This is a genomic window from Nonomuraea terrae (assembly GCF_044465245.1).
GTDB classification, from domain to species: Bacteria; Actinomycetota; Actinomycetes; order Streptosporangiales; family Streptosporangiaceae; genus Nonomuraea; species Nonomuraea terrae.
Genome location: NZ_JBITLL010000005.1, coordinates 502081 through 520627 on the forward strand (window position 1 = coordinate 502081; position 18547 = coordinate 520627).

An 18547-nucleotide genomic window follows, 5' to 3' on the forward strand; every position below is an offset into this window, starting at 1 on the left:
GCACCGTCTGAACCAGCACCGTCAGACCCAGCACCGTCTGAACCAGCACCGTCAGACCCAGCACCGTCAGACCCAGCGTCGCCATGAGCCGCCGCGTCGGCACCCGATGAGGGCCGGGCGGCCTTCGCCGCCTCCGCGCGGGCGGCTTCGACGCGGGCCGCGGCCTTGGCGGCGCGTCCGGCGCGGGCCTCGACCCACTCGGTCACCCACTCCGGCGCGGCCTCCTCCTCGGGCGCCCCGTCGGCCGACCACAGGAGCAGCAGGCCGAGCGCGTGTTTGCAGGGGAACTTCCGGCTGGGGCAGCTGCACCGGTACGCGGGCTCGCTCACATCGACGCAGGCCAGGTAGGGCTTGGCCCCGCTGCCCTTGCACGCGCCGTAGAGCACCGTGCCCGTCGTGCCGCGCAACGACCACTTGGCGGGCGCCGCCACCCCCTGGGCGGCCTTCTGGGACGAGGCGTCGGGGGCGAGGGCGAGCACCTGGTCACGGCTCCACCGTTCGATCACCTGCCGCAGACTAGCCAGGTCGACCGACATTTCGCGCCGGGTCCGGGACATCTCGGACCCAGCGGGATCATTCTGCGCCTACCTCCGCCACGGACGCGTACGAGCCGCCGCTGGAACGCGTGGACTCCAGCCGGACGTAACGGGCGTCCACCGGGTCGAACGAGGCCGTCTTCCGGCGCGCGTCCGTCGCCCACGTGCCGGTCGCGACCTGGGTGAAGGTCTCACCGTCGGTGCTGACGTACACCCGGTAGTCCAGGATCGTGCCGTTGAGGTTGCCGTCGAACCGCGGCTGGTAGTTCACCTCTCTCACCTGCTTGACCTCGCCCAGGTTGAGCGTGATCGACTGCGGCAGCGGGTGCGGCGGGGAGTACTCCGAGTGCCAGAAGGTGGCGATGTCGCCGTCCACGGCGAACTCCGGCTCGCGCCCGGGGTGGAAGCTGGTGGCGAACACCGCGGGCTCCGTGCACGTCTCGGTGACGGTGACCGGCACCTTCGTGACCTCGTCGCCGACCCGCACCGTGATCTCGTGCTCGCCGGGAGGCGTGTCGCGGGGCGCGGTGACCGTGACGGCGCCGGTCGCCCCCTGACCGGCGGGGACGTCCAGGGAGCTCTCGGCCGGGTTCGCGGTGAGCGGCGCGGCGGCCGTCACCGTGACGGTCCTGGAGACGGCCTCGCCGGTGTTGTTGACCACCCGGACGGCCACCTCGGCGCGCCGGGTGGCCAGCTCGCAGTGGTCCAGCGCGATCCGGCCGGGCGTCACCGTCTGCTGCACCGGCCGGCCCGGCGCGAGCAGGGCCCACCCGAACGGCACGTCGGCGTAGTAGGCCGTACGGCACTCCCCGGGCGCCGAGCGGGGTCGCCCCGCGTCGAAGGCCGCCTTGCAGGCCGCCCGGTCGGGCAGGTCGGCGTCGTAGGCGGTGTCCAGCCCGGCCGCCAGCACGTCGCCGCGGGCCAACACGTACCCGCTGTGGCTGCGGCTCTGCGTGTCCGACTTGTCGAACAGGGCGTCGCTGTACGCCTTGGCCCCGGTCAGCTCGGACCAGAACGCCTGGGGCGCGCAGCCGACGGCCTGGTCCTCGGCCGGCACGGCGCACCGGGCGTTCCTGAAGTCGCCGCCCAGCACGGTCACCTGCGCCTGGCCGGGAACCTGCGGGAACCTGGCCGCGGCCAGCGCGGTGAACGCCGGGGTCGCGGTGGCCGGGTCGGCGCCCGGGTGCACGGCGAGCAGCGGCGCCCGCAGCGACCCGTCGCGCCTGGCGGCACCGGTGTACGCCTGGTCCTCGTCCTGGACGCGCTCGTAGCCGGACGGCCCGGCCGCGGTCATGGTGTCGGAGTTCAGGATGATCGCCGTCTCGCGGACGGAGCCGTCGGGCTGGAACGCCGTGCGCTCGCCCGACACCTCCGCCCGGTACCGGTAGCCGGTCGCCTTGCTCAGGCTGGCGGCCAGGCGGCGGGCGCCCGGCCCGAGGATCTCGTTGAGCACGAGCGCGTCGGGTGCGGCGGGCAGCTTCGCGGCCAGCCGCTCGGCGAAGTTGTCCAGGTCGGTGGTGTCGGCGGCGTCGGCCGGGCGTACCGAGTCCTGGAGGTTGGCGTGCACCACGAGCACCTGGCCGGCGGGCGTCCTGGGCAGCTCGCGGGAGCTGGTGGCGGCGGCCGCGGGCACGACGCCGAGCGGGAGGAGCGCCGCCGCGGCGGCGAGGATCACGGATCGTCTCATGGGAGCCTCACGCGTCCTGGAGGGCGGGCCGGCCCGACTCGACGACGAACGACCTGCGCACCGACGCGGTGCCCCCGGGCGTGGTGACCTTGTCCACGACCACGTAGTCGGCCCGCATGGTGTCCTTGGCGACGCGGCAGCGGATGTAGCCGCGCTGGCTGTTGAAGAACTTCAGGTGCGGGTTGGACGCCAGCCACTCGGTGCCGCCCGCCGTCATGTCGGAGCCGTCGCCGCCCGAGGTGATCGAGGTGCCGAGGAACTCGACGCCCACGGTCCGCGCGTCGGGGTTCGCGTAGTCGGCCTTGAGCTCGGCGGCGCAGTTGACGTGCGCGTCGCCGGTGATGACGACCGGGTTGGAGACCCCGCGCTCGGCGATGCCGGCCCACAGGCGGTCGCGGCCGGCGGCGTAACCGTCCCAGGTGTCGGGGTTGAGCTGCTGCAGGCCGGGGTCGGTGAGCCGGTCGAGCTGGAACATCATCACCTGGTTGGCCATGATGTTCCAGGTGCTGCGGGAGCGGCCCAGGCCGTCCAGCAGCCAGGCCTCCTGCTGCGCGCCGAGCATGGTGCGGGCCGGGTCCAGGCGGGCGTTGACGTCGGCCGGGCTGCGGAACTGCCGCTCGTCCAGCACGTGGAACGTGGCCAGGCCGCCGTACCGGATGCGCTGGTAAATCGACATGTCGGGGCCGGTGGGCAGGGTCGAGGGCCGCATGGGCTGGTTCTCGAACGCGGCGCGGAAGGCGGCGGCGCGGCGGCGCAGGAAGTTCTCCGGGGAGCCGCCGGTCGGCGACAGGTCGCTGCCCCAGTTGTCCTCGACGTCGTGGTCGTCCAGCGTCACGAACCACGGCGCGGCGGCGCGGGCCGCCTGCAGGTCGGGGTCGGAGTTGGTGAGCGCGTAGCGCAGACGGTACTGCGACAGCGTCATCGTAGGCGCGTTGTGCGCGGCCGACAGCGGCGTCCGGCGCACGCCGCCGGTGGCGCCGATGCCCAGCTCGTAGATGTAGTCGCCGAGGTGGCCGACCAGGTCGAGGTCCTGGGCCGCCATGTCGCGGTAGGCGGTGTAGAAGCCGGACTCCCACTGCTGGCAGGAGGCGTACGCGAAGGCCACCTCGGTGTTCCAGCGGGGGTCGGGCGCGGTCTTGGTGCGGCCGGTCATGCTGGTCTCGCCGCCCGCCGTGAAGCGGTACCAGTACTCACGTCCCGGACGCAGCCCCTTCACCTCCACGTGCACGGAGTGGGCCAGCTCGGGACGGGCGGTGGCCACGCCCTTGCGGACGACGCGGCGCATGCGGTCGTCCTCGGCGATCTCCCACCGGACCGGCACGGGCTCCGGCGGCATGCCGCCGGAGCCGTCGTCGGCCAGCGGCTCGGTGGCCAGCCTGGTCCACAACACGATGCCGTCGGGCCGGGGGTCTCCTGAGGAGACGCCTAAGGTGAACGGGTTCGCGCGCAGCGGGGGCGCCGGGTCGTTCGCGGAGCCTGGCACCTGGGCCAGCGCCACGACCCCGGCGACGCCCGCCGCGTACGCGAAGAGTTGTCGCCTGGAGGCGGTGCCGCTGAGCAGCGGCCGCCAAAGTTCGGGTTTCACCTGGTCTTGCCTCATTCGTTCGGTCGGATCGCCGGACATCCACTCATGGGGCGATGAACGGGTAAAAGCCAGTGATCGTACGACAGGTGAATGCATCCGGCCAGGGACCCCGGGAGAGCTCGTGCCGGCTCTGTCGCCGTACAATCCCGAACGTGGAACTGCGGATCTACCCCGACGGGCCGTCCATCCAGGTAGCGGACGAGGCGGCGGCGCTGGCCGGCACGCTGGAGGGCCAGCTCGTCCTCGACGGCCGGTTCCTGCGCAGGGATGTCACCGGCAAGCCGGTCGCGTTCGTCGAGCGCCCGCCGGTCGCCGAGGCCCTCGACCTGCTGCCCCACCCGGAGGGCGGCTGGTTCCGCGAGACCTGGAGGTCGCCGGTGACCTTCCGGCCCGACGGGTACCCGGGCCCGCGCGCGAGCGCCACCGCCATCTACTTCCTGCTCAACCCGGGCGAGGAGTCCGTCCCGCACACGGTGCGCTCGACGGAGCTGTGGTTGTGGCACCGCGGCGGCCCGCTGAGCCTGACCGTCGGCGACGCCACCGTCACCCTGGGCCAGGACGTGGAGCACGGCGAGGTGCCGCAGGCCATCGTCCCCGCCGGCGTCTGGCAGTCGGCCCGCCCCGCCGCGGACGAACCCGTCCTGGTCAGCTGCATCGTCTCCCCCGGCTTCGACTTCGCCGACTTCACCGCCTGACCCGTCCCCCTTCCTCCGTCATGGCGGCGCATGAGTCCGGTCGCCCAGGCGGGCCGGACGACCGGATGGCCGGGCGCGCGGCCCGGGCCGGTCAGAAGGTGTACGGGCCGAAGCGGCCCCAGGCGACGGCAACGGCCGCCACGAACAGCACCACGTTGACGGCGATGGCCGGCGGTTCTGCGCGGCGGGCGTGTGTGACGGCGGCTCCGATCATGGTGATGGCCAGACCGGCGGCGGCCAGCGGGGTGAGGACCGGGGCGACGCCCGTGGCGGCGGGGAGGACCAGGCCGAGCGCGGCGAGCAGCTCCACCACACCGATCAGCCGGACCTGGGCGGGGCTGAAGTCCTCCACCCAGGCCAGCACGGGGCGTAGCCGCTCCCTGGGCTGGGTGGACTTCATCGCCCCGGCCAGGCCGAAGACGGCCGCAAGGACGGCTTGGAGCACCCACAGAAGCACATTCACGTCGATCTTCCTTTGCTACGGGCGGCCGAGAGTGCCGCGGCGGCGGGCAAGGCGTTCGAACCGGTTGAACAGGACCACTCCGGCGGCCGTGATGAGCAGCGGCTGGGCCGGCAGCCACCCGAGCCCCCATCCGGTCGGCAGAGAGACGAGCGCGTGCCCGCCGAGCAGGATGTCGCGCATCGCCTCGATGCCGGGCGCGATGGGAACCACCAGCCGACTGAGGAAGGCGATCGCGTCGGGCATGGCTGCGACGAGCATGCCACCGGTGATGGCGTAGACCGCCACCGGCAGCTGGGTGGTGATCTCTCGAACGCTGCCGGCCACGTCGTAGCCGCCCAGCCGGACCCGGCCCGAGTCGGGGTGATCAGTCCGGCCAGCATCTTGATGGTGGTGGTCTTCCCCGCGCCGTTGGGGCCCAGGAAGCCGAAGACCGACCCGCGGGGAACGTACAGGGACACCTCGTCGAGGGACGCTGCCCGCGCCGGCCCGTACACCTTCGTCAACGCTTCGATCTCGATCGTGTCATCTCCTCGGGTGGAGCGTCCCGGCCCTGGTGAGGGCCGGGACCGCGGGTCAGTGCTCGTCCAGGACCTCGATGTCCTCCACCGCGGCGTCGCGGGTCAGCGAGAAGGCCGCGGCGGCCGCGGCGTTCCCTGGCACGGCCGCGCGAGCCGCCCGCAGGTCTGCGGCCGAATCCCAGCGCCATACGCCCACCCAGGTGTCGTCGTCGATCCGCCCGAGCCGGGCCTCGGTCAGTCCGGGAACGACCGCCCTCGTGGCGGCGACCAGGGCGGTGTGCCGGGCGCGGAGCCGGTCGGCGTCGGCGGGGTCGGCGTGGAAGCGGGTGACGGTGATGACCGACATTGCTAAACCTCGTCTCTAGAGTTCGCTTCTAGTGAATGAATCTAGAGATAGACTCTAGCCATGACCGATGTCAAGTGGCCGAACAGACGGGCTCAGGAGGCGCAGGAGACGCGGCGACGCATCAGGGAGGCGGCACTCGAACTGTTCCTGCGGGACGGCTACGGCGCGACGAACCTTCAGGACATCGCCGGCCGAGCCGGGGTCGCGATGCAGACGATCTACTTCGTCCTCGGCAACAAGCGGGCCCTGCTGAAGGAGCTGGTCGACGTCACGATCGATGGCGACGACTAGCCGGTCGCCACGATGGACCGGCCGTGGTACGTCGACGCCCTGGCCGCCGGCACCGCCCAGGACATGCTGACCGCCTACGTCGCCGGCACGGCGTCGGTCCTGGAACGGGTCGCCCCGATCGGCAAGACGCTGAACGCGGCGGCGGCGAGCGATCCGGAGGTCGCCACGCTGTGGCCGCACGACGTCGATCCGCACGACGTCGTCCAGCGAAGGGCGGCCGAAGCTCTCACCGGCAAGCTCTGCGCGCGGGCGGAGGTGTCGGTGGAGGAAGCCGCCGACCTGCTGTACGGCCTGCTCAGCCCGGAGCTGTTCCTGCTGCTCGTCCACGAGCGCACGTGGCCGCGCGAGCGCTGGGAACGCTGGGCCCACCGGACGCTGCGCACCCAGCTCTGCTCGGACTAGAGGCCGGGGCCGGGATGCGGCCGCATCCACTCGGGGAAGACGCGGAACCCGGGCATCTCACGGTGGGGCAGCCGCCGGTAGAAGGGCTCGGCCTCAGGGGTCGACAGCAGGTCGATCCGCTCGGCCCCGGTGGCCTCGAACGCCTCCTCGACCAAGCGCCGCCCGATCCCGTCCCGGCGCCTGCCGGCCGAGACGGCGAGGAAGGTCAGATAGCCGTGGTGCCCGTCGGTCAGCAGATGGGCGGCGCCCACGACGTCGACGTGATGCACCGCGACCAGGCCCACCACGCCGGGAGCGGCGAACAGACGACGTACGCGGCCGGGATCGGAGAACGTCGGCCAGCCTTCCGCCCGCGCGAGCGCCGACACACCGTCCGCGTGCGGGGAGTCGAACGGCACGATGTCGAAAGCGTCCCTGACCGTCACGGTCAAAGCCTGCGCGCGCCCACGCCGGAAGGCAACGCGATATCACCATGACCTTCGGCCGACTTCACCACCTGGCCGGCCACTTTCCGCAACAGAGGAGAAGTGGTCGTGACTGAGGCGGCCGACCCGAAGGGGATGGACTCGGCCGCGAACCGCCGATGACCCGCCAGCCGAAGCCCCCCGAGCCCGAACCGGAGCCGGTCCACGTGGGTGACGTCGCGAATGGGCGGCTGGTCCGTAAGACCGTCAGGGTCGTACGCGAGTGACGCCGTCGGGGCCGATCGTCCAGATGTCGCCGGCATTGCGTCCGCCGCGACGCATCACCGGGCCGAGCAACGCGGTGAGGCCGGCCTCCACCTCGGCCAGCAGGTCGGCGCCGAAGACGCACAACGACTCCTCCCACGGGTGGCCGAACGTGCCGAGGCGCAGGTCGGCGGTCACGTACAGGTAGTAGTCGCCGTCCGGGTACGCCGTGCCCGGCCAGAAGGGCCGGCCGGGGCCGCCCACGCGATGGGGGTCGAAGCGGTAGCCCTGGTGGTTCCAGTCGAGGAAGTAGAGGGGCTCGTCCGGGCGGACGCAGGCGAGCAGGCCGCGCCTGACGAGGCGGTCCAGCTCGCCGGCGATGGCGTGGCCGGTGCCGAGGTGCCAGGTGACCGACGCGGCGGCTCCGTGACGCCCGGACAGGTGTCGATGCTCGGCTGGAAGCGGAACTGTTCGTAGCAGCGATCCCACAGGTCGTCGTGCTCGGGTTCGGAGATCAGCTGCCGTACCGCGCGTTCGCGGGCGGGAGCACAGGGCGGCGTCCAGTGGTACGAGCGGACGGTGGCGATCTCGCGGAAGCCGGCGCCCGTGAGGACGTCCCGCATCTCTCCGGCGGCCTCGGCGAGAAGGTGGCGCAGGTCGAGATCGACCGGCCGATAGGCGGGCGCCCAGTGGGGCCGGTATACGGCCCAGCGCGCCCACTCGCCCAGGAACTCCGGATGAAAGCCGGTCATCCCGCCGATGGCCAGGAAGCCGGTGTCGCCGACGCGCTCGGCCCAGGCCGCGTCCAGGATCCGAGCGTCGGACTCCACGACGTGGATCCGGGTCCCGACGGCCGTGAGGCCGCCGTCGGCCTCCATCTCGGGGAACGGCCTGCGGTGCGGCCCGGTACGGGCGGCCAGTCGCCGGACCCGCTCGACGCTTCTGGTCTCCGCGGCGCCCAGCAGGCGGATCCGGTGGCCGGGGGCCCGCACGTCGCGGACCTGGTCGAGGTCCATGACGAGGACCGGGCGTTCCCATCCGGCCGTGAACCCCGCCTCGGCCAGGCACTCGGCCAGGCCCGTGTCGGTGTCGTGCACGCGCCACTCCACCGGCTCGCACCGGGCCGCGAACGCCTCCAGCTGCCGCCGGACGAGATCCGCCAGGTCGGCGTCGCCGAGGTCGCCGTGGTCCACGCTCCCGTGGGTGCCGTAGTGGGTCCTGACCACCGGGCCGTCGCGCTCGATGACCGCGCCGAGCGGCGGGAAGCGGGGAACCCGGCCGCGCACCTGCGTCTCGTACTCTTCCACGCCCGGCAACCTAGCGGCCGTACGCGGGTTTAGCGGCCGCCGGGCGGGCAGCCTGCTGGAAAGGGGGTGGTGGACATGCAGGCCAAGGACTGGACGGTACGCGTCCACCTCGACGAGGACGGTGACGACACCCGGGCGCGAGCCACGCTGGCCACGGGCAAGGACCGCGTGATCGGCACCGGCCATGCCAAGCGGAACCCGGCCGATCCGTCAGTGCCGGAGATCGGCGACGAGCTTGCCGTCTCGCGGGCGCTGGCCGATCTGGCGGGCAAGCTGGCGGTCATCACGAAACACGACATCGCCGAATCCGCCGAATTCGACGTCCGTTCATGGTGACTTGATTATACCACAAAAAGCGAAATTCCGCATTTTATGAATAAGGCAGCGGAATTTCGCTATTTTTATGCCCATGGCGATTAGTGAAGGGAAATTCATCACCTCTGAGAATCTGCGGCTGTGGACGGAGAGGTTCGGCGACCCCGCCGATCCGGTGGTGCTGTTGATCATGGGCACGTCCACGCCCGGCATCGGGTGGCCGGACGAACTCGTCGAGACCCTCGTGGCCGGCGGCCGGCAGGTGATGCGGTACGACCACCGCGACACCGGCCGCTCCGACTGCGTCGACTTCGCCGCACACCCGTACACGCTGGCCGACATGGCGGGTGACGCCCTCGCGGTGCTCGACGCGTACGGCGTCGCCTCCGCTCACGTCGCCGGGGCGTCGCTGGGCGGCGCGATCGCCCAGTGGCTGGCCGCGCACCGCCCGGAGCGGGTCGACACGCTGACCGCGATCATGACCGGGCCGATGGGCGCCGACGCCGGGCCGGCCTGGGCGCGGGCGATGGCCGGCGAGGAGCCCGACCCGGACGACCTGCCGCCGCCCGCGCCGTACCTGCTCCAGCACTTCCTGCGTGCCGCCGCGACGCCGCCGGCCACCCGGGAGGAGGCCGTCGCGGCGGGAGTGGAGACCTGGCGAGCGCTGAACGGCGGCGTCCTGCCGTTCGACGAGCGGGCGGCGCGGCGCCTGGCCGAGGAGGGCCACGACCGCACGGCGAACCCCGCGGCGGCGGCCAACCACGACCTGGCCGGGCGGAAGATGACCGAGGACCGGCTGGTGCCGCTGTCCTCGATCAAGGCCCCGGCCCTGGTCGTCCACGGGACGGCCGACCCGCTGCGCCCTCTCTCCCACGGCGAGGCGCTGGCCGCCGCGATCCCGCGGGCGCGCCTGGAGCCGATCGACGGCATGGGCCACTCGCTGCTGTCCCCCGGTCTGCCCCGCCGGGTCGCCGAACTGATCCTGCGCCACACAGGCTGACGCCGGGGAAGAGCACGTCCCGCGCCGGAGCCGGTAATTCGTTTGACGTCACATGTCGGCAGCCGATGGTATTGCTCTCGCTTCGATGACGAGAAAGGCATCCATGGGCACCATGCACGCCGGCGAGGCCGTCATCGAGACCGGCCTCGTCCGCCGGCTCCTGGCGGCGCAATTCCCCCGATGGGCGGATCTGCCCATCGAGCCGTGTCCCTCCCCCGGCACGGTCAACGCGGTGTTCCGGCTCGGCGACGACCTGTCCGTCCGCCTGCCGCGCGTCGAGTGGGGCGTCGCGGACGTCGGCAAGGAGCAGAGCTGGCTCGCCCGGCTGGCGCCGCTGCTGCCCGTGCCGATCCCCGAGGTGCTCGGCGCGGGAACGCCGGGCGAGGGTTTCCCGTGGCCGTGGTCGGTGTGCCGGTGGATCGACGGCGAGAACCCCGAGGAAGGCCAGGTGGCCGACCCGGAGGGCCTCGCGGCGGATCTGGCCGCGTTCGTCGCGGCGTTCCGGCGGATCGACCTTCCCGACGCGCCTCCGGCCTACCGCGGCGGCCCGCCGGCCAACCTCGACGCGGGCACCAGAAAGGCCATCGGCGAGCTCGACGGGCTGATCGACACGGCGGCGGCGACCGAGGCGTGGGAGTCGGCCCTGCGCGCCCCCGGCTGGGACGGCCCGCCCGTGTGGGTGCATGCCGACCTCATGCCGGGAAACCTGCTGGTCGCGGGCGGGCGGCTGACCGGGGTGATCGACTTCGCGACCGCGGGCGTGGGCGATCCCGCCTGCGACCTCATCGTCGCGTGGAACCTGCTCCCGCCGCGGGGCCGTGAGGTCTTCCGCACGGCGCTCGGCGCCGACGACGCCATGTGGGAACGCGGGCGCGGCCGGGCCCTGTCGATCGCCCTCATCGCGCTGCCCTACTACCAGGAGACCAACCCGGCGTTCGCGGCCAACGCCCGCCACGTCATCGACGCCGTGCTGACGTCCTGACGCAGCCGTCTTCTTGGGTTTTCTCCGGCAGGATGGTTGTCTGTCCGAAGGAACTATGAGGAGGACACCGGTGAGCCGTCAGATCGTTTCCATCGTGGGTGGCAAGGACGCGGAGGCCGCGGCCACGTACGAATCCGTCAATCCCGCCCGCACGGGCGAGGTCGTGGCGCGGGTCGGGCTGGCGGACGCTGACACGTTCGCCGCCGCCTGCCGTACGGCCAAGGAGGCGCAGCGCGAGTGGGCCAAGGTGCCCGCGCCGGTGCGCGGCCGGGTGATCGCCTCCATCGGCCGGCTGGTCGAGGCGAACGCCGAGCGGCTGGCCCGGCTGGTGACCGAGGAGATCGGCAAGCCGTACGCCGAGGCGCTCGGCGAGGTGCGCGAGATCGTGGACACCTGCGACTTCTTCCTCGGCGAGGGCCGCCGCCTGTACGGGCAGACGGTCCCGTCGGAGATGCCCGACAAAAACCTGTTCACCTTCCGCACCCCGGTCGGCGTCGCGGCGGTCGTGACCGCGGGCAACTTCCCGGTGGCCGTGCCGTCGTGGTACCTGGTCCCGGCCCTGCTGTGCGGGAACGCCGTCGTCTGGAAGCCCGCCGAGTACGCCGCGGCCTCCGCGCACGCCATGTTCCGGCTGTTCACCGCGGCGGGCCTGCCCGACGGCGTGCTGAACATCGTCTTCGCCGACGGGGCCGAGACGTTCGGCGGCCTGGACAAGGCGCTGGGCGAGGGCAGCGTGCAGAAGGTCGGCTTCACCGGCTCCAGCGAGGTCGGCCGCAAGATCGGCGAGCTGACCGGGCGTCACCTGCAGTCGGCCTGCCTGGAGCTGGGCGGCAAGAACCCGATGGTGATCATGCCGGACGCCGACCTCGACCTGGCCGTCGAGGGCGCGCTGTTCTCCGGCTTCGGCACGGCTGGGCAGCGCTGCACGAGCCTCGGCACGGTCATCGTGCACGAAAGCGTCCGTGACGCGTTCCTGGAGCGGTTCGCGCGGGCGGTGCGCGAGGCCGAGATCGGCGACCCCACGCAGGACGTGCTGGCCGGGCCGCTGCTCGACCAGAAGTTCGCCGAGCGGTACGAGGAGTACCTGACCTGGATCCAGCCCCACCACACGGTCGTGACCGGCAGCGTCGGGCGCATCACGAAGGACAACCCGCGCGGCGGCTTCGACGGTGGCGAGGGACTGTACTACCACCCGGTCGTCGTCGACGGCGTCCGGCCCGGCGACCGGATCTTCATGGAGGAGACGTTCGGCCCGATCGTGGGCGTCACCGCGTTCCGGACTCTCGACGAGGCGATCGAGCTGGCCAACCTGCCCGGCTACGGCCTGTCGAGCTCCATCTACACGACCGACGCGAAGAACGCCTTCCGCTTCCGTGAGGGCGTCTCGGCCGGCATGGTCAGCGTCAACAACTCCACCTCGGGCGCGGAGGCGCACCTGCCGTTCGGCGGCAACGGCAAGTCGGGCAACGGCAGCCGCCAGTCGGGCATGTGGGTGCTCGACCAGTTCACCCGCTGGCAGGCGATGAACTGGGACCACTCCGGGCGCCTGCAGAAGGCGCAGATGGACGTCGCGGAGATCGTCCCTGACCTGGACTTCCGCCTGGCATGACGCAAGAACGGGGCCCCGCGCCGGGGCCCCGTTCTCCTGAAGCTCTGGATCAGACCTGGCCGGCCTTCTCCAGCGCCGCGCAACACGTGTTCACCAGCAGGCGGGTGACGACGTACGGGTCGACGTTGGCGTTGGGACGGCGGTCTTCGATGTAGCCCTTCTTGTCCACCTCGACCTGCCACGGGATGCGCACCGAGGCGCCGCGGTGGGAGACGCCGTAGCTGTACTTGTTCCACGGGGCGGTCTCGTGGGCGCCGGTGAGGCGGGACTCGACGCCGACGCCGTACTGGGTGATGTGCTCCATCGGCTTGTCGCCCTCACCGAGCGCCTCGCAGGCGGTGATGATGGCGTCGTAGCCCTCGCGCATGGCGCGGGTGGAGAAGTTGGTGTGCGCGCCGGCGCCGTTCCAGTCGCCGCGGGCGGGCTTGGGGTCGAGGGTGGCCTCGACGCCGAACTCCTCGGCGGTCCGGTAGAGCAGGTAGCGGGCGACCCACAGGTGGTCGGCGACCTCGAGCGGGCCGGCCGGGCCGACCTGGAACTCCCACTGGCCGGGCATGACCTCGGCGTTGATGCCGGAGAGCTTGAGGCCGGCGGCGAGGCAGCGGTCGAGGTGGAGCTCGACGATCTCGCGGCCGAAGATGGCGTCGGCGCCGACACCGCAGTAGTAGGGGCCCTGCGGGGCGGGGAAGCCGCCGTCGGGGAAGCCGAGCGGGCGGCTGCCCTTGAAGAACGTGTACTCCTGCTCGATGCCGAACCACGAGTCCTGCTCGGCGTACTGCTCGGCGATCGGGCGCAGCAGGGCGCGGGTGTTGCTGACGTGGGGGTCGCCGTTGATCTCCTCGACCTCGCACAGCACGAGGACGTTGTCACCGCCGCGGATCGGGTCGGGGCAGGTGAAGACCGGGCGGAGCACGCGGTCCGACGAGTGCCCCTCGGCCTGGTTGGTGCTGGAGCCGTCGAAGCCCCACACCGGAGGCTCGGCTCCGTCGACCAGGATCTTGGTCTTCGAGCGCAGCAGAGCCGTGGGCTCGGTGCCGTCGATCCAGATGTACTCAGCCTTGTACACGGCGGTCCTTTCAGCGTCCTTCTCAGCCACGCCGAGTCTTATGGACAGCCGTTTCCCAGCTTTTGCTCGCATGTGAACGCCGTGTTAAGGACCGCCGGGAAAGGTTTCCGGCAGGTCACGGCGCGAAGGGGGCCAGCTCGGCCGGAGTCTCGCCGTCGAGGATCGCGCGCGCCAGGGCGTCGCCCGTGAAGGGCGCCATGGTCAGGCCCGCCGCCCCGAACCCGGTCACCACGTGCACCCCCGGCGTCCGCGGCAGCGCGCCCACGACGGGCAGCCCGCCGGAGGGCAGCGGCCGCAGCCCGACCCGGGTCTCGATCAGCGTGGCGTCGGCCAGGCCGGGCGCGATGCCGAACGCGTCCGACAGCACCTCCCACTGGCCGCGGGCCGTCACCCGGGGGTCGAACCCGCTGCCCGTCTCCCTGGTCGCCCCGACCACCACCCGCGAGTCGTCGAAGGCCACCAGGTAGTGGTGGGACAGCGGCAAGACCGACGGCCAGCCGCTCGTGTCGACACCCTCGACGCGCAGGTGGGTGATCTGGCCGCGCTGCGGCTCGACCGCCGGGCGCAGGCCCAGGGGTGCCAGCAGGTCGCCGGCCCAGGCGCCCGCGGCCACCACCACGTCGTCGGCCTCCAGGACCTGCGAGCCTGCCTCGACGCGGGGCGCGCCGTGCGGGCGCGGCAGCAGGCGGGCCCGGTCGGGCAGCCGCCGCGCGCCGTGGCGCTCGGCCCCCGTGAGCAGCGCGTCGCGCATCGTCCGCCCGTCCACCCGGGCGCCGCCCGAGATGAACACGCCTTCCAGGTCGGGCGCCAGCACCGGCACCAGCGCACGGACGTCGTCGCCGCCGAGACGGCTCACCTCGCCCGCGACGTCGCCGGCCGCGCGGGCGCGCGCCTCGGCGCGGGCCTGCTCCTCGTCGAGCCGGGCGGGGTCGGCGTGCACGATCAGGGCGCCGGTGCGGCGGTAGTCGGTACGCTCCACGCCCGCCTCCGCCAGCAGCGCGATGACCTGCGGATAGTAGGCCGCGCCTGCCGCGTACAGGTCGTAGAAGGGGCCCTGCGACGAGGAGGCCCACGGCGCGATGATGCCGGCGCTCGCCTGCGTGGCCTGCCCGTCCAGGCCGGGGTCGGCGATCGTGACGTCCGCTCCGCGGCGGGCCAGGGCGAACGCGGCGCTCGCGCCCGCGATGCCGGCTCCGATGACGATGACGCGGTGGCGTGACACGACGGCCCTCCTGTGATCTCCCCGGTGACGCGGCCCACTGTAACCGGCGAGCCGGGCGGCAGGCCGCTTGGGGCCTTGCAGACGGGGTACCACCTGCGACGACAACCGTCGGCAACGAGTGAGCGCCGCCAGCAGTCGCCACCCCCCACGACGGCTCGCGCATGGAGCCTGGAGTGGACGTATCCGCCGCCGTGTGGGCGCTGACGATCGTGGCGATCGTCGGCCTGCTGCTGTTCGACTTCGTCTTCCACGTACGCAAGGCGCATGTGCCCACGCTGCGCGAGGCGTCGGTCTGGTCCGCGCTCTACGTGGGCGTCGCGCTGCTGTTCGGCGTGGGCGTCTGGTGGTTCGGCGGCCACGCCCCGGGCGCGGAGTATTTCGCCGGGTACGTGACGGAGAAGGCGTTGTCGGTGGACAACCTGTTCGTCTTCCTCGTCATCATCTCCAGTTTCAAGGTCCCGCGCGCCGAACAGCAGAAGGTGCTGCTGTTCGGCATCACGCTGTCGCTGCTGGCGCGGACGGCGTTCATCCTGATCGGGGCGGCGCTGATCAGCCTGTTCTCGTGGGTGTTCTACCTCTTCGGCCTCATCCTGCTGATCACGGCGGGCAACCTGTTCAAACCGGAGAGCGAGGAGAGCCACACCCCCGACAACTTCCTGATCCGCTTCGCCCGCAAGCGGCTGCGCACCACCGACGAGTACGACGGCGACCGGCTGTCCACCCTGGTGAACGGCAAGCGGGTGATGACGCCGATGCCGCTCGTCATGATCGCCATCGGCGGCACCGACATCATGTTCGCCCTCGACTCGATCCCGGCCATCTTCGGCCTGACCCAGAACGTCTACCTCGTCTTCACCGCCACCGCCTTCTCGCTGCTCGGGCTCCGGCAGCTCTACTTCCTCATCGACGGGCTGCTGGACCGGCTGATCTACCTGACGTACGGACTGGCGATCATCCTGGGCTTCATCGGGGTCAAGCTGATCCTGCACGCGCTGCACGAGAACAACGTGCCGTTCATCAACGACGGCGACCCCGTGCCGGTCATCGAGATCAGCACCGGCCTGTCCCTGCTGGTGATTCTCTCGGTGCTGGTGATCACCGTGGTGGGCTCGCTGGTCAGCGCCAAGGGCCGGGCGCAGAACACGGTGTCGGCGGCGCGCCGGCACGCCCAGGAGTACCTGGACGTGGAGCGCGACCCGGAAGTGCGCGAGGAGATCTTCCGCCGGCTGCTCGCCGAGGAGGCCCAGCTGCGCCGGCTGCCGGAGAAGTACCGGCGGCGCATCCGCGAGGAGGAGAAGCTGATGGCCCTGCTCCGCCGCGCTCACGAGGAGCACGACCGCAACCACGCGTGAGGCGTACCGACCGAGTGGTTCTGTCGTGTTTCACGGTGAATCCGTGCCAGGTAAAGTGGTGAATCTTGCCCAAATCTCGGCTCCACCTTGGTTTTGCTCGTTCCACACGGGGTTCTGCGTACGCGCCGAGGTCCGTGGTGCTCCGCCACAACCTTCATGCAACCTCCATGAGGTCAACTCAAGGGGTAGCGAAAGATATGAGCGTCCCTTCCGATAACCGGAGCGAACAATGACAGAACCCGCCATGGAGACCGTCGACTCCTTCGGCATCACGGCCGAGCGCCTTTTCGCCGACGTGTGGTCGCGGTCGGTGCTGACGGTCAGGGAACGCCGCCTGCTCCTCATCGGGCTGCTGGTCGGACAGGGACTCCACGAGCTCACCGACGTCCATCTCGACACGGCGCTGCGAGCCGGCGAGCTGACCGAGACCGAGCTGCGGGAGGTGGTGGTCTTCCTCACCCACTACGCCGGCTGGGCCCGGGGCTCGAAGCTGAACGACCAGGTGGAGACGCTGCTCGAGCGGGTCAGGCGGGCTCGATCCGATACAGCGGACCCTGCAGGCTGAGCGCGTAGATCTCGCCGTCGGGCCCCTCGCCGAACGACGAGAGCTGCTCGACCTCGCCGGCCTCGGCCGCGTCCGCGATGTCGTCGACGGGCGCGGCCCTGATCCAGCCGGCGCAGAAGTCGCCGTACAGGAAGTGTCCGCGCAGCCAGGGGATCTGGCGGCCGCGGTAGACGGGGCCGGCGATCACGGAGCAGTTGCCGCCCTCGCCCAGCGGGTAGGTGATCACCGGGTCGACCAGGTCACGGCCCTCGCCGCCGCCGCGGTAGGGGCGCTCGCCCTCGCGCAGGTTCCAGCCGTAGTTCTCGCCGCCCTCGGACCCGGCGGGCTGGCGGTTGACCTCTTCCCAGGCGTTCTGGCCGACGTCGCCGATCCACAGATCGCCGCTCTCGCGGTCGAAGGTGAACCGCCAGGGGTTGCGCAGCCCGTACGCCCAGATCTCCGGGCGCGCCCCCTCCCGTCCGACGAACGGGTTGTCCTCGGGGATCTCGTACGGCTCGCCGCGCGGGTCGATGCGCAGGATCTTGCCGAGCAGCGTGCCGAGGTCCTGGGCGTTGCCCTGCGGGTCGCCCGCGCTGCCGCCGTCGCCGAGGGCGATGTAGAGGTGGCCGTCAGGGCCGAACGCGAGCTGGCCGCCGTTGTGGTTGGCGTACGGCTGCTCCTGGGTGAGCACGTCGCGCCGGGCGGTCGCCCTGATGCCGTCGTAGGCCCACTCGGTGACGTGGGTGTGGCCCTGGGCATCGGTCCAGTCGAGGTAGACCCAGCGGCCGGTCGGGTGGAAGACGACGCCGAGCAGCCCCTGCTCGTTGCCGGTGCTGACCTCCCCGGACAGGTCGATCACGGTGTCGCCCTCGGAGGTGCGCAGCCGCCCGGTCTGCTCGACGACGTAGAGGCGGTCGTCGCCCGTGCGCACGGCGAAGGCCACGGGCTGCTCCAACCGGGCGATCTCGCGGAAGCGCAGCCGGCCGCGCTCGGGCGGGGCGCTCCCGGTGGGAGTCGCGGCAGCACTCGCCGACGGGGCCGGGCTCGCCGACGCGGCGGACGGCTGGTCGGGGGAACAGGCGGTGAGGGCCACGAGAAGCAGCACGGCCGCGGTGAGGCGCACACCGGTCATCCCGCCATCCTGCCATGAACGTTAAGGTGCGAACATGCCTACCGCACTGATCACCGGCGCGACCGCCGGTCTCGGCGCCGCCTTCGCCCGGCGCCTGGCCGCCGACGCGTTCTCCCTCGTCCTCGTGGCACGCGAGGAGTCCCGCCTGGAAGGAGCCGCCGAGCAGCTCAAGCTCCGGTACGGCGTGAGCGTGGAGGTGCTGCCCGCCGACCTGGCCACCGAGGAGGGCCTGGCCGCCGTCGAGGCGCGGCTGCGCGACGGCGTCGACCTGCTGGTGAACAACGCCGGCTTCGGCCACCCCGGCCGCTTCCCCGACGTGCCCGTCGCCGACGAGCAGCGCATGCTGAAGCTTCATTGCGAGGCCGTGCTGCGGCTGACGCTGGCGGTGCTGCCCGGCATGCGCCGGCGCGGCCGGGGCGCGATCGTCAACGTGGCGTCGGTGGCGGCGTTCTTCCCGCGCGGCACCTACAGCGCCTCGAAGGCGTGGGTGGTCAACTTCAGCGAGTCGGCCGCCGCCGAGATCCGCAACCCGCGCATCCGGATCATGGCGCTCTGCCCGGGTTTCGTGCGCACCGAGTTCCACGAGCGGGCCGCCATCGACTCCTCCTCCATCCCCGGTTTCCTCTGGCTGCAGGCCGACGACGTCGTACGCGCCGCGATGCGCGACCTGGCGGTGGGCAAGCGGGTGTCGATCCCCGACCCGCGCTACAAGGCCGTCGTCGCCGTCGGCCGTTTCGTGCCCCGCCGGTTGCAGGCCCTGGTGGCGTCGCGGATCGGCCGCTGAAGCCCCGGCAGAAGGAAGGGCCCCCGCCGCGGGAGGGGGTCGC

Annotated in this window: 21 protein-coding genes and 1 pseudogene; 10 read left to right on the forward strand and 12 right to left on the reverse strand. The window is 71.9% G+C overall.

Going from position 1 to position 18547, the window contains the following annotated elements:
• From ACIBP6_RS26070 to ACIBP6_RS26080, 3 genes are all read right to left on the reverse strand, one after another.
• The coding region (locus tag ACIBP6_RS26070; protein WP_397056166.1) for an SWIM zinc finger family protein at positions 1-506 on the reverse strand (506 nt) is incomplete at its 3' end.
• A gap of 67 nt (positions 507-573) precedes the next feature.
• On the reverse strand, positions 574-2223 hold the full coding sequence (locus ACIBP6_RS26075) for a discoidin domain-containing protein (protein WP_397056168.1): 1650 nt from the start codon (positions 2221-2223) through the stop codon (positions 574-576).
• A 7-nt stretch (positions 2224-2230) separates the two neighbouring features.
• Complete coding sequence (locus ACIBP6_RS26080) at positions 2231-3808, reverse strand: alkaline phosphatase D family protein (RefSeq protein ID WP_397056170.1); 1578 nt, start codon at positions 3806-3808, stop codon at positions 2231-2233.
• Between the two features lie 152 nt (positions 3809-3960).
• On the opposite strand from ACIBP6_RS26080, the gene ACIBP6_RS26085 reads away from it, so the two are divergent.
• Positions 3961-4503 carry a cupin domain-containing protein gene (locus ACIBP6_RS26085; RefSeq protein WP_397056172.1) on the forward strand — a complete coding sequence of 181 codons (543 nt, stop codon included), beginning with the start codon at positions 3961-3963 and terminating at the stop codon, positions 4501-4503.
• Between the two features lie 91 nt (positions 4504-4594).
• On the opposite strand, the gene ACIBP6_RS26090 is transcribed toward ACIBP6_RS26085, so the two are convergent.
• The 4 genes and pseudogenes from ACIBP6_RS26090 to ACIBP6_RS26105 all read right to left on the reverse strand — a co-directional run bounded on the left by ACIBP6_RS26090 (position 4595) and on the right by ACIBP6_RS26105 (position 5830).
• Positions 4595-4966, reverse strand: a complete 372-nt coding sequence (locus tag ACIBP6_RS26090; protein ID WP_397056174.1) for a DoxX family protein — start codon at positions 4964-4966, stop codon at positions 4595-4597.
• A gap of 15 nt (positions 4967-4981) precedes the next feature.
• On the reverse strand, positions 4982-5290 hold the full coding sequence (locus ACIBP6_RS26095) for a hypothetical protein (protein WP_397057097.1): 309 nt from the start codon (positions 5288-5290) through the stop codon (positions 4982-4984).
• 80 nt (positions 5291-5370) lie between these two features.
• Positions 5371-5460: pseudogene (locus ACIBP6_RS26100) on the reverse strand (hypothetical protein); the annotation flags it as partial.
• Positions 5461-5539: 79 nt separating this feature from the next.
• Positions 5540-5830 (reverse strand): antibiotic biosynthesis monooxygenase, encoded by a 291-nt coding sequence (locus ACIBP6_RS26105; RefSeq protein WP_397056176.1) that lies wholly within the window; start codon positions 5828-5830, stop codon positions 5540-5542.
• 60 nt (positions 5831-5890) lie between these two features.
• Between ACIBP6_RS26105 and ACIBP6_RS26110 the strand changes: the two genes are divergently transcribed.
• Both ACIBP6_RS26110 and ACIBP6_RS26115 read left to right on the forward strand, forming a co-directional pair.
• Positions 5891-6121: a TetR/AcrR family transcriptional regulator gene (locus tag ACIBP6_RS26110; protein WP_397056178.1), complete on the forward strand. Its 231-nt coding sequence runs from the start codon at positions 5891-5893 to the stop codon at positions 6119-6121.
• Positions 6122-6133: 12 nt separating this feature from the next.
• On the forward strand, positions 6134-6523 hold the full coding sequence (locus ACIBP6_RS26115) for a hypothetical protein (protein WP_397056180.1): 390 nt from the start codon (positions 6134-6136) through the stop codon (positions 6521-6523).
• Here the strand turns inward: ACIBP6_RS26115 and ACIBP6_RS26120 are convergent.
• Both ACIBP6_RS26120 and ACIBP6_RS26125 read right to left on the reverse strand, forming a co-directional pair.
• Complete coding sequence (locus tag ACIBP6_RS26120) at positions 6520-6948, reverse strand: GNAT family N-acetyltransferase (protein ID WP_397056182.1); 429 nt, start codon at positions 6946-6948, stop codon at positions 6520-6522. The two genes, ACIBP6_RS26115 and ACIBP6_RS26120, sit on opposite strands and share 4 nt — an antisense overlap.
• A 246-nt stretch (positions 6949-7194) precedes the next feature.
• Entirely contained in the window at positions 7195-8229 is a 1035-nt protein-coding gene (locus ACIBP6_RS26125) for a DUF2716 domain-containing protein (protein WP_397057079.1), read from the reverse strand.
• Between the two features lie 344 nt (positions 8230-8573).
• Between ACIBP6_RS26125 and ACIBP6_RS26130 the strand changes: the two genes are divergently transcribed.
• From ACIBP6_RS26130 to ACIBP6_RS26145, 4 genes are all read left to right on the forward strand, one after another.
• Entirely contained in the window at positions 8574-8834 is a 261-nt protein-coding gene (locus ACIBP6_RS26130; RefSeq protein ID WP_397057080.1) for a DUF1876 domain-containing protein, read from the forward strand.
• A gap of 73 nt (positions 8835-8907) precedes the next feature.
• Positions 8908-9813 (forward strand): alpha/beta fold hydrolase, encoded by a 906-nt coding sequence (locus ACIBP6_RS26135; RefSeq protein ID WP_397056184.1) that lies wholly within the window; start codon positions 8908-8910, stop codon positions 9811-9813.
• A gap of 85 nt (positions 9814-9898) precedes the next feature.
• Complete coding sequence (locus ACIBP6_RS26140) at positions 9899-10795, forward strand: aminoglycoside phosphotransferase family protein (protein WP_397056186.1); 897 nt, start codon at positions 9899-9901, stop codon at positions 10793-10795.
• 70 nt (positions 10796-10865) lie between these two features.
• Positions 10866-12404 (forward strand): aldehyde dehydrogenase family protein, encoded by a 1539-nt coding sequence (locus tag ACIBP6_RS26145; RefSeq protein WP_397056188.1) that lies wholly within the window; start codon positions 10866-10868, stop codon positions 12402-12404.
• Between the two features lie 49 nt (positions 12405-12453).
• On the opposite strand, the gene glnII is transcribed toward ACIBP6_RS26145, so the two are convergent.
• On the reverse strand, positions 12454-13470 hold the full coding sequence (gene glnII / locus ACIBP6_RS26150) for a glutamine synthetase (protein WP_397056190.1): 1017 nt from the start codon (positions 13468-13470) through the stop codon (positions 12454-12456).
• Positions 13471-13585: 115 nt separating this feature from the next.
• Positions 13586-14692, reverse strand: a complete 1107-nt coding sequence (locus tag ACIBP6_RS26155; RefSeq protein WP_397056191.1) for an NAD(P)/FAD-dependent oxidoreductase — start codon at positions 14690-14692, stop codon at positions 13586-13588.
• 173 nt (positions 14693-14865) lie between these two features.
• Here ACIBP6_RS26155 and ACIBP6_RS26160 point away from each other — a divergent pair, with 173 nt between their 5' ends.
• Positions 14866-16044 carry a TerC/Alx family metal homeostasis membrane protein gene (locus tag ACIBP6_RS26160; protein ID WP_397056193.1) on the forward strand — a complete coding sequence of 393 codons (1179 nt, stop codon included), beginning with the start codon at positions 14866-14868 and terminating at the stop codon, positions 16042-16044.
• A 229-nt stretch (positions 16045-16273) separates the two neighbouring features.
• Complete coding sequence (locus tag ACIBP6_RS26165) at positions 16274-16609, forward strand: carboxymuconolactone decarboxylase family protein (protein ID WP_397056195.1); 336 nt, start codon at positions 16274-16276, stop codon at positions 16607-16609.
• Here the strand turns inward: ACIBP6_RS26165 and ACIBP6_RS26170 are convergent.
• Positions 16569-17720: a PQQ-dependent sugar dehydrogenase gene (locus ACIBP6_RS26170; RefSeq protein ID WP_397056196.1), complete on the reverse strand. Its 1152-nt coding sequence runs from the start codon at positions 17718-17720 to the stop codon at positions 16569-16571. The two genes, ACIBP6_RS26165 and ACIBP6_RS26170, sit on opposite strands and share 41 nt — an antisense overlap.
• 34 nt (positions 17721-17754) lie before the next feature.
• Here ACIBP6_RS26170 and ACIBP6_RS26175 point away from each other — a divergent pair, with 34 nt between their 5' ends.
• Positions 17755-18504: an SDR family NAD(P)-dependent oxidoreductase gene (locus ACIBP6_RS26175; protein WP_397056197.1), complete on the forward strand. Its 750-nt coding sequence runs from the start codon at positions 17755-17757 to the stop codon at positions 18502-18504.
• Positions 18505-18547: the final 43 nt, after the last annotated feature.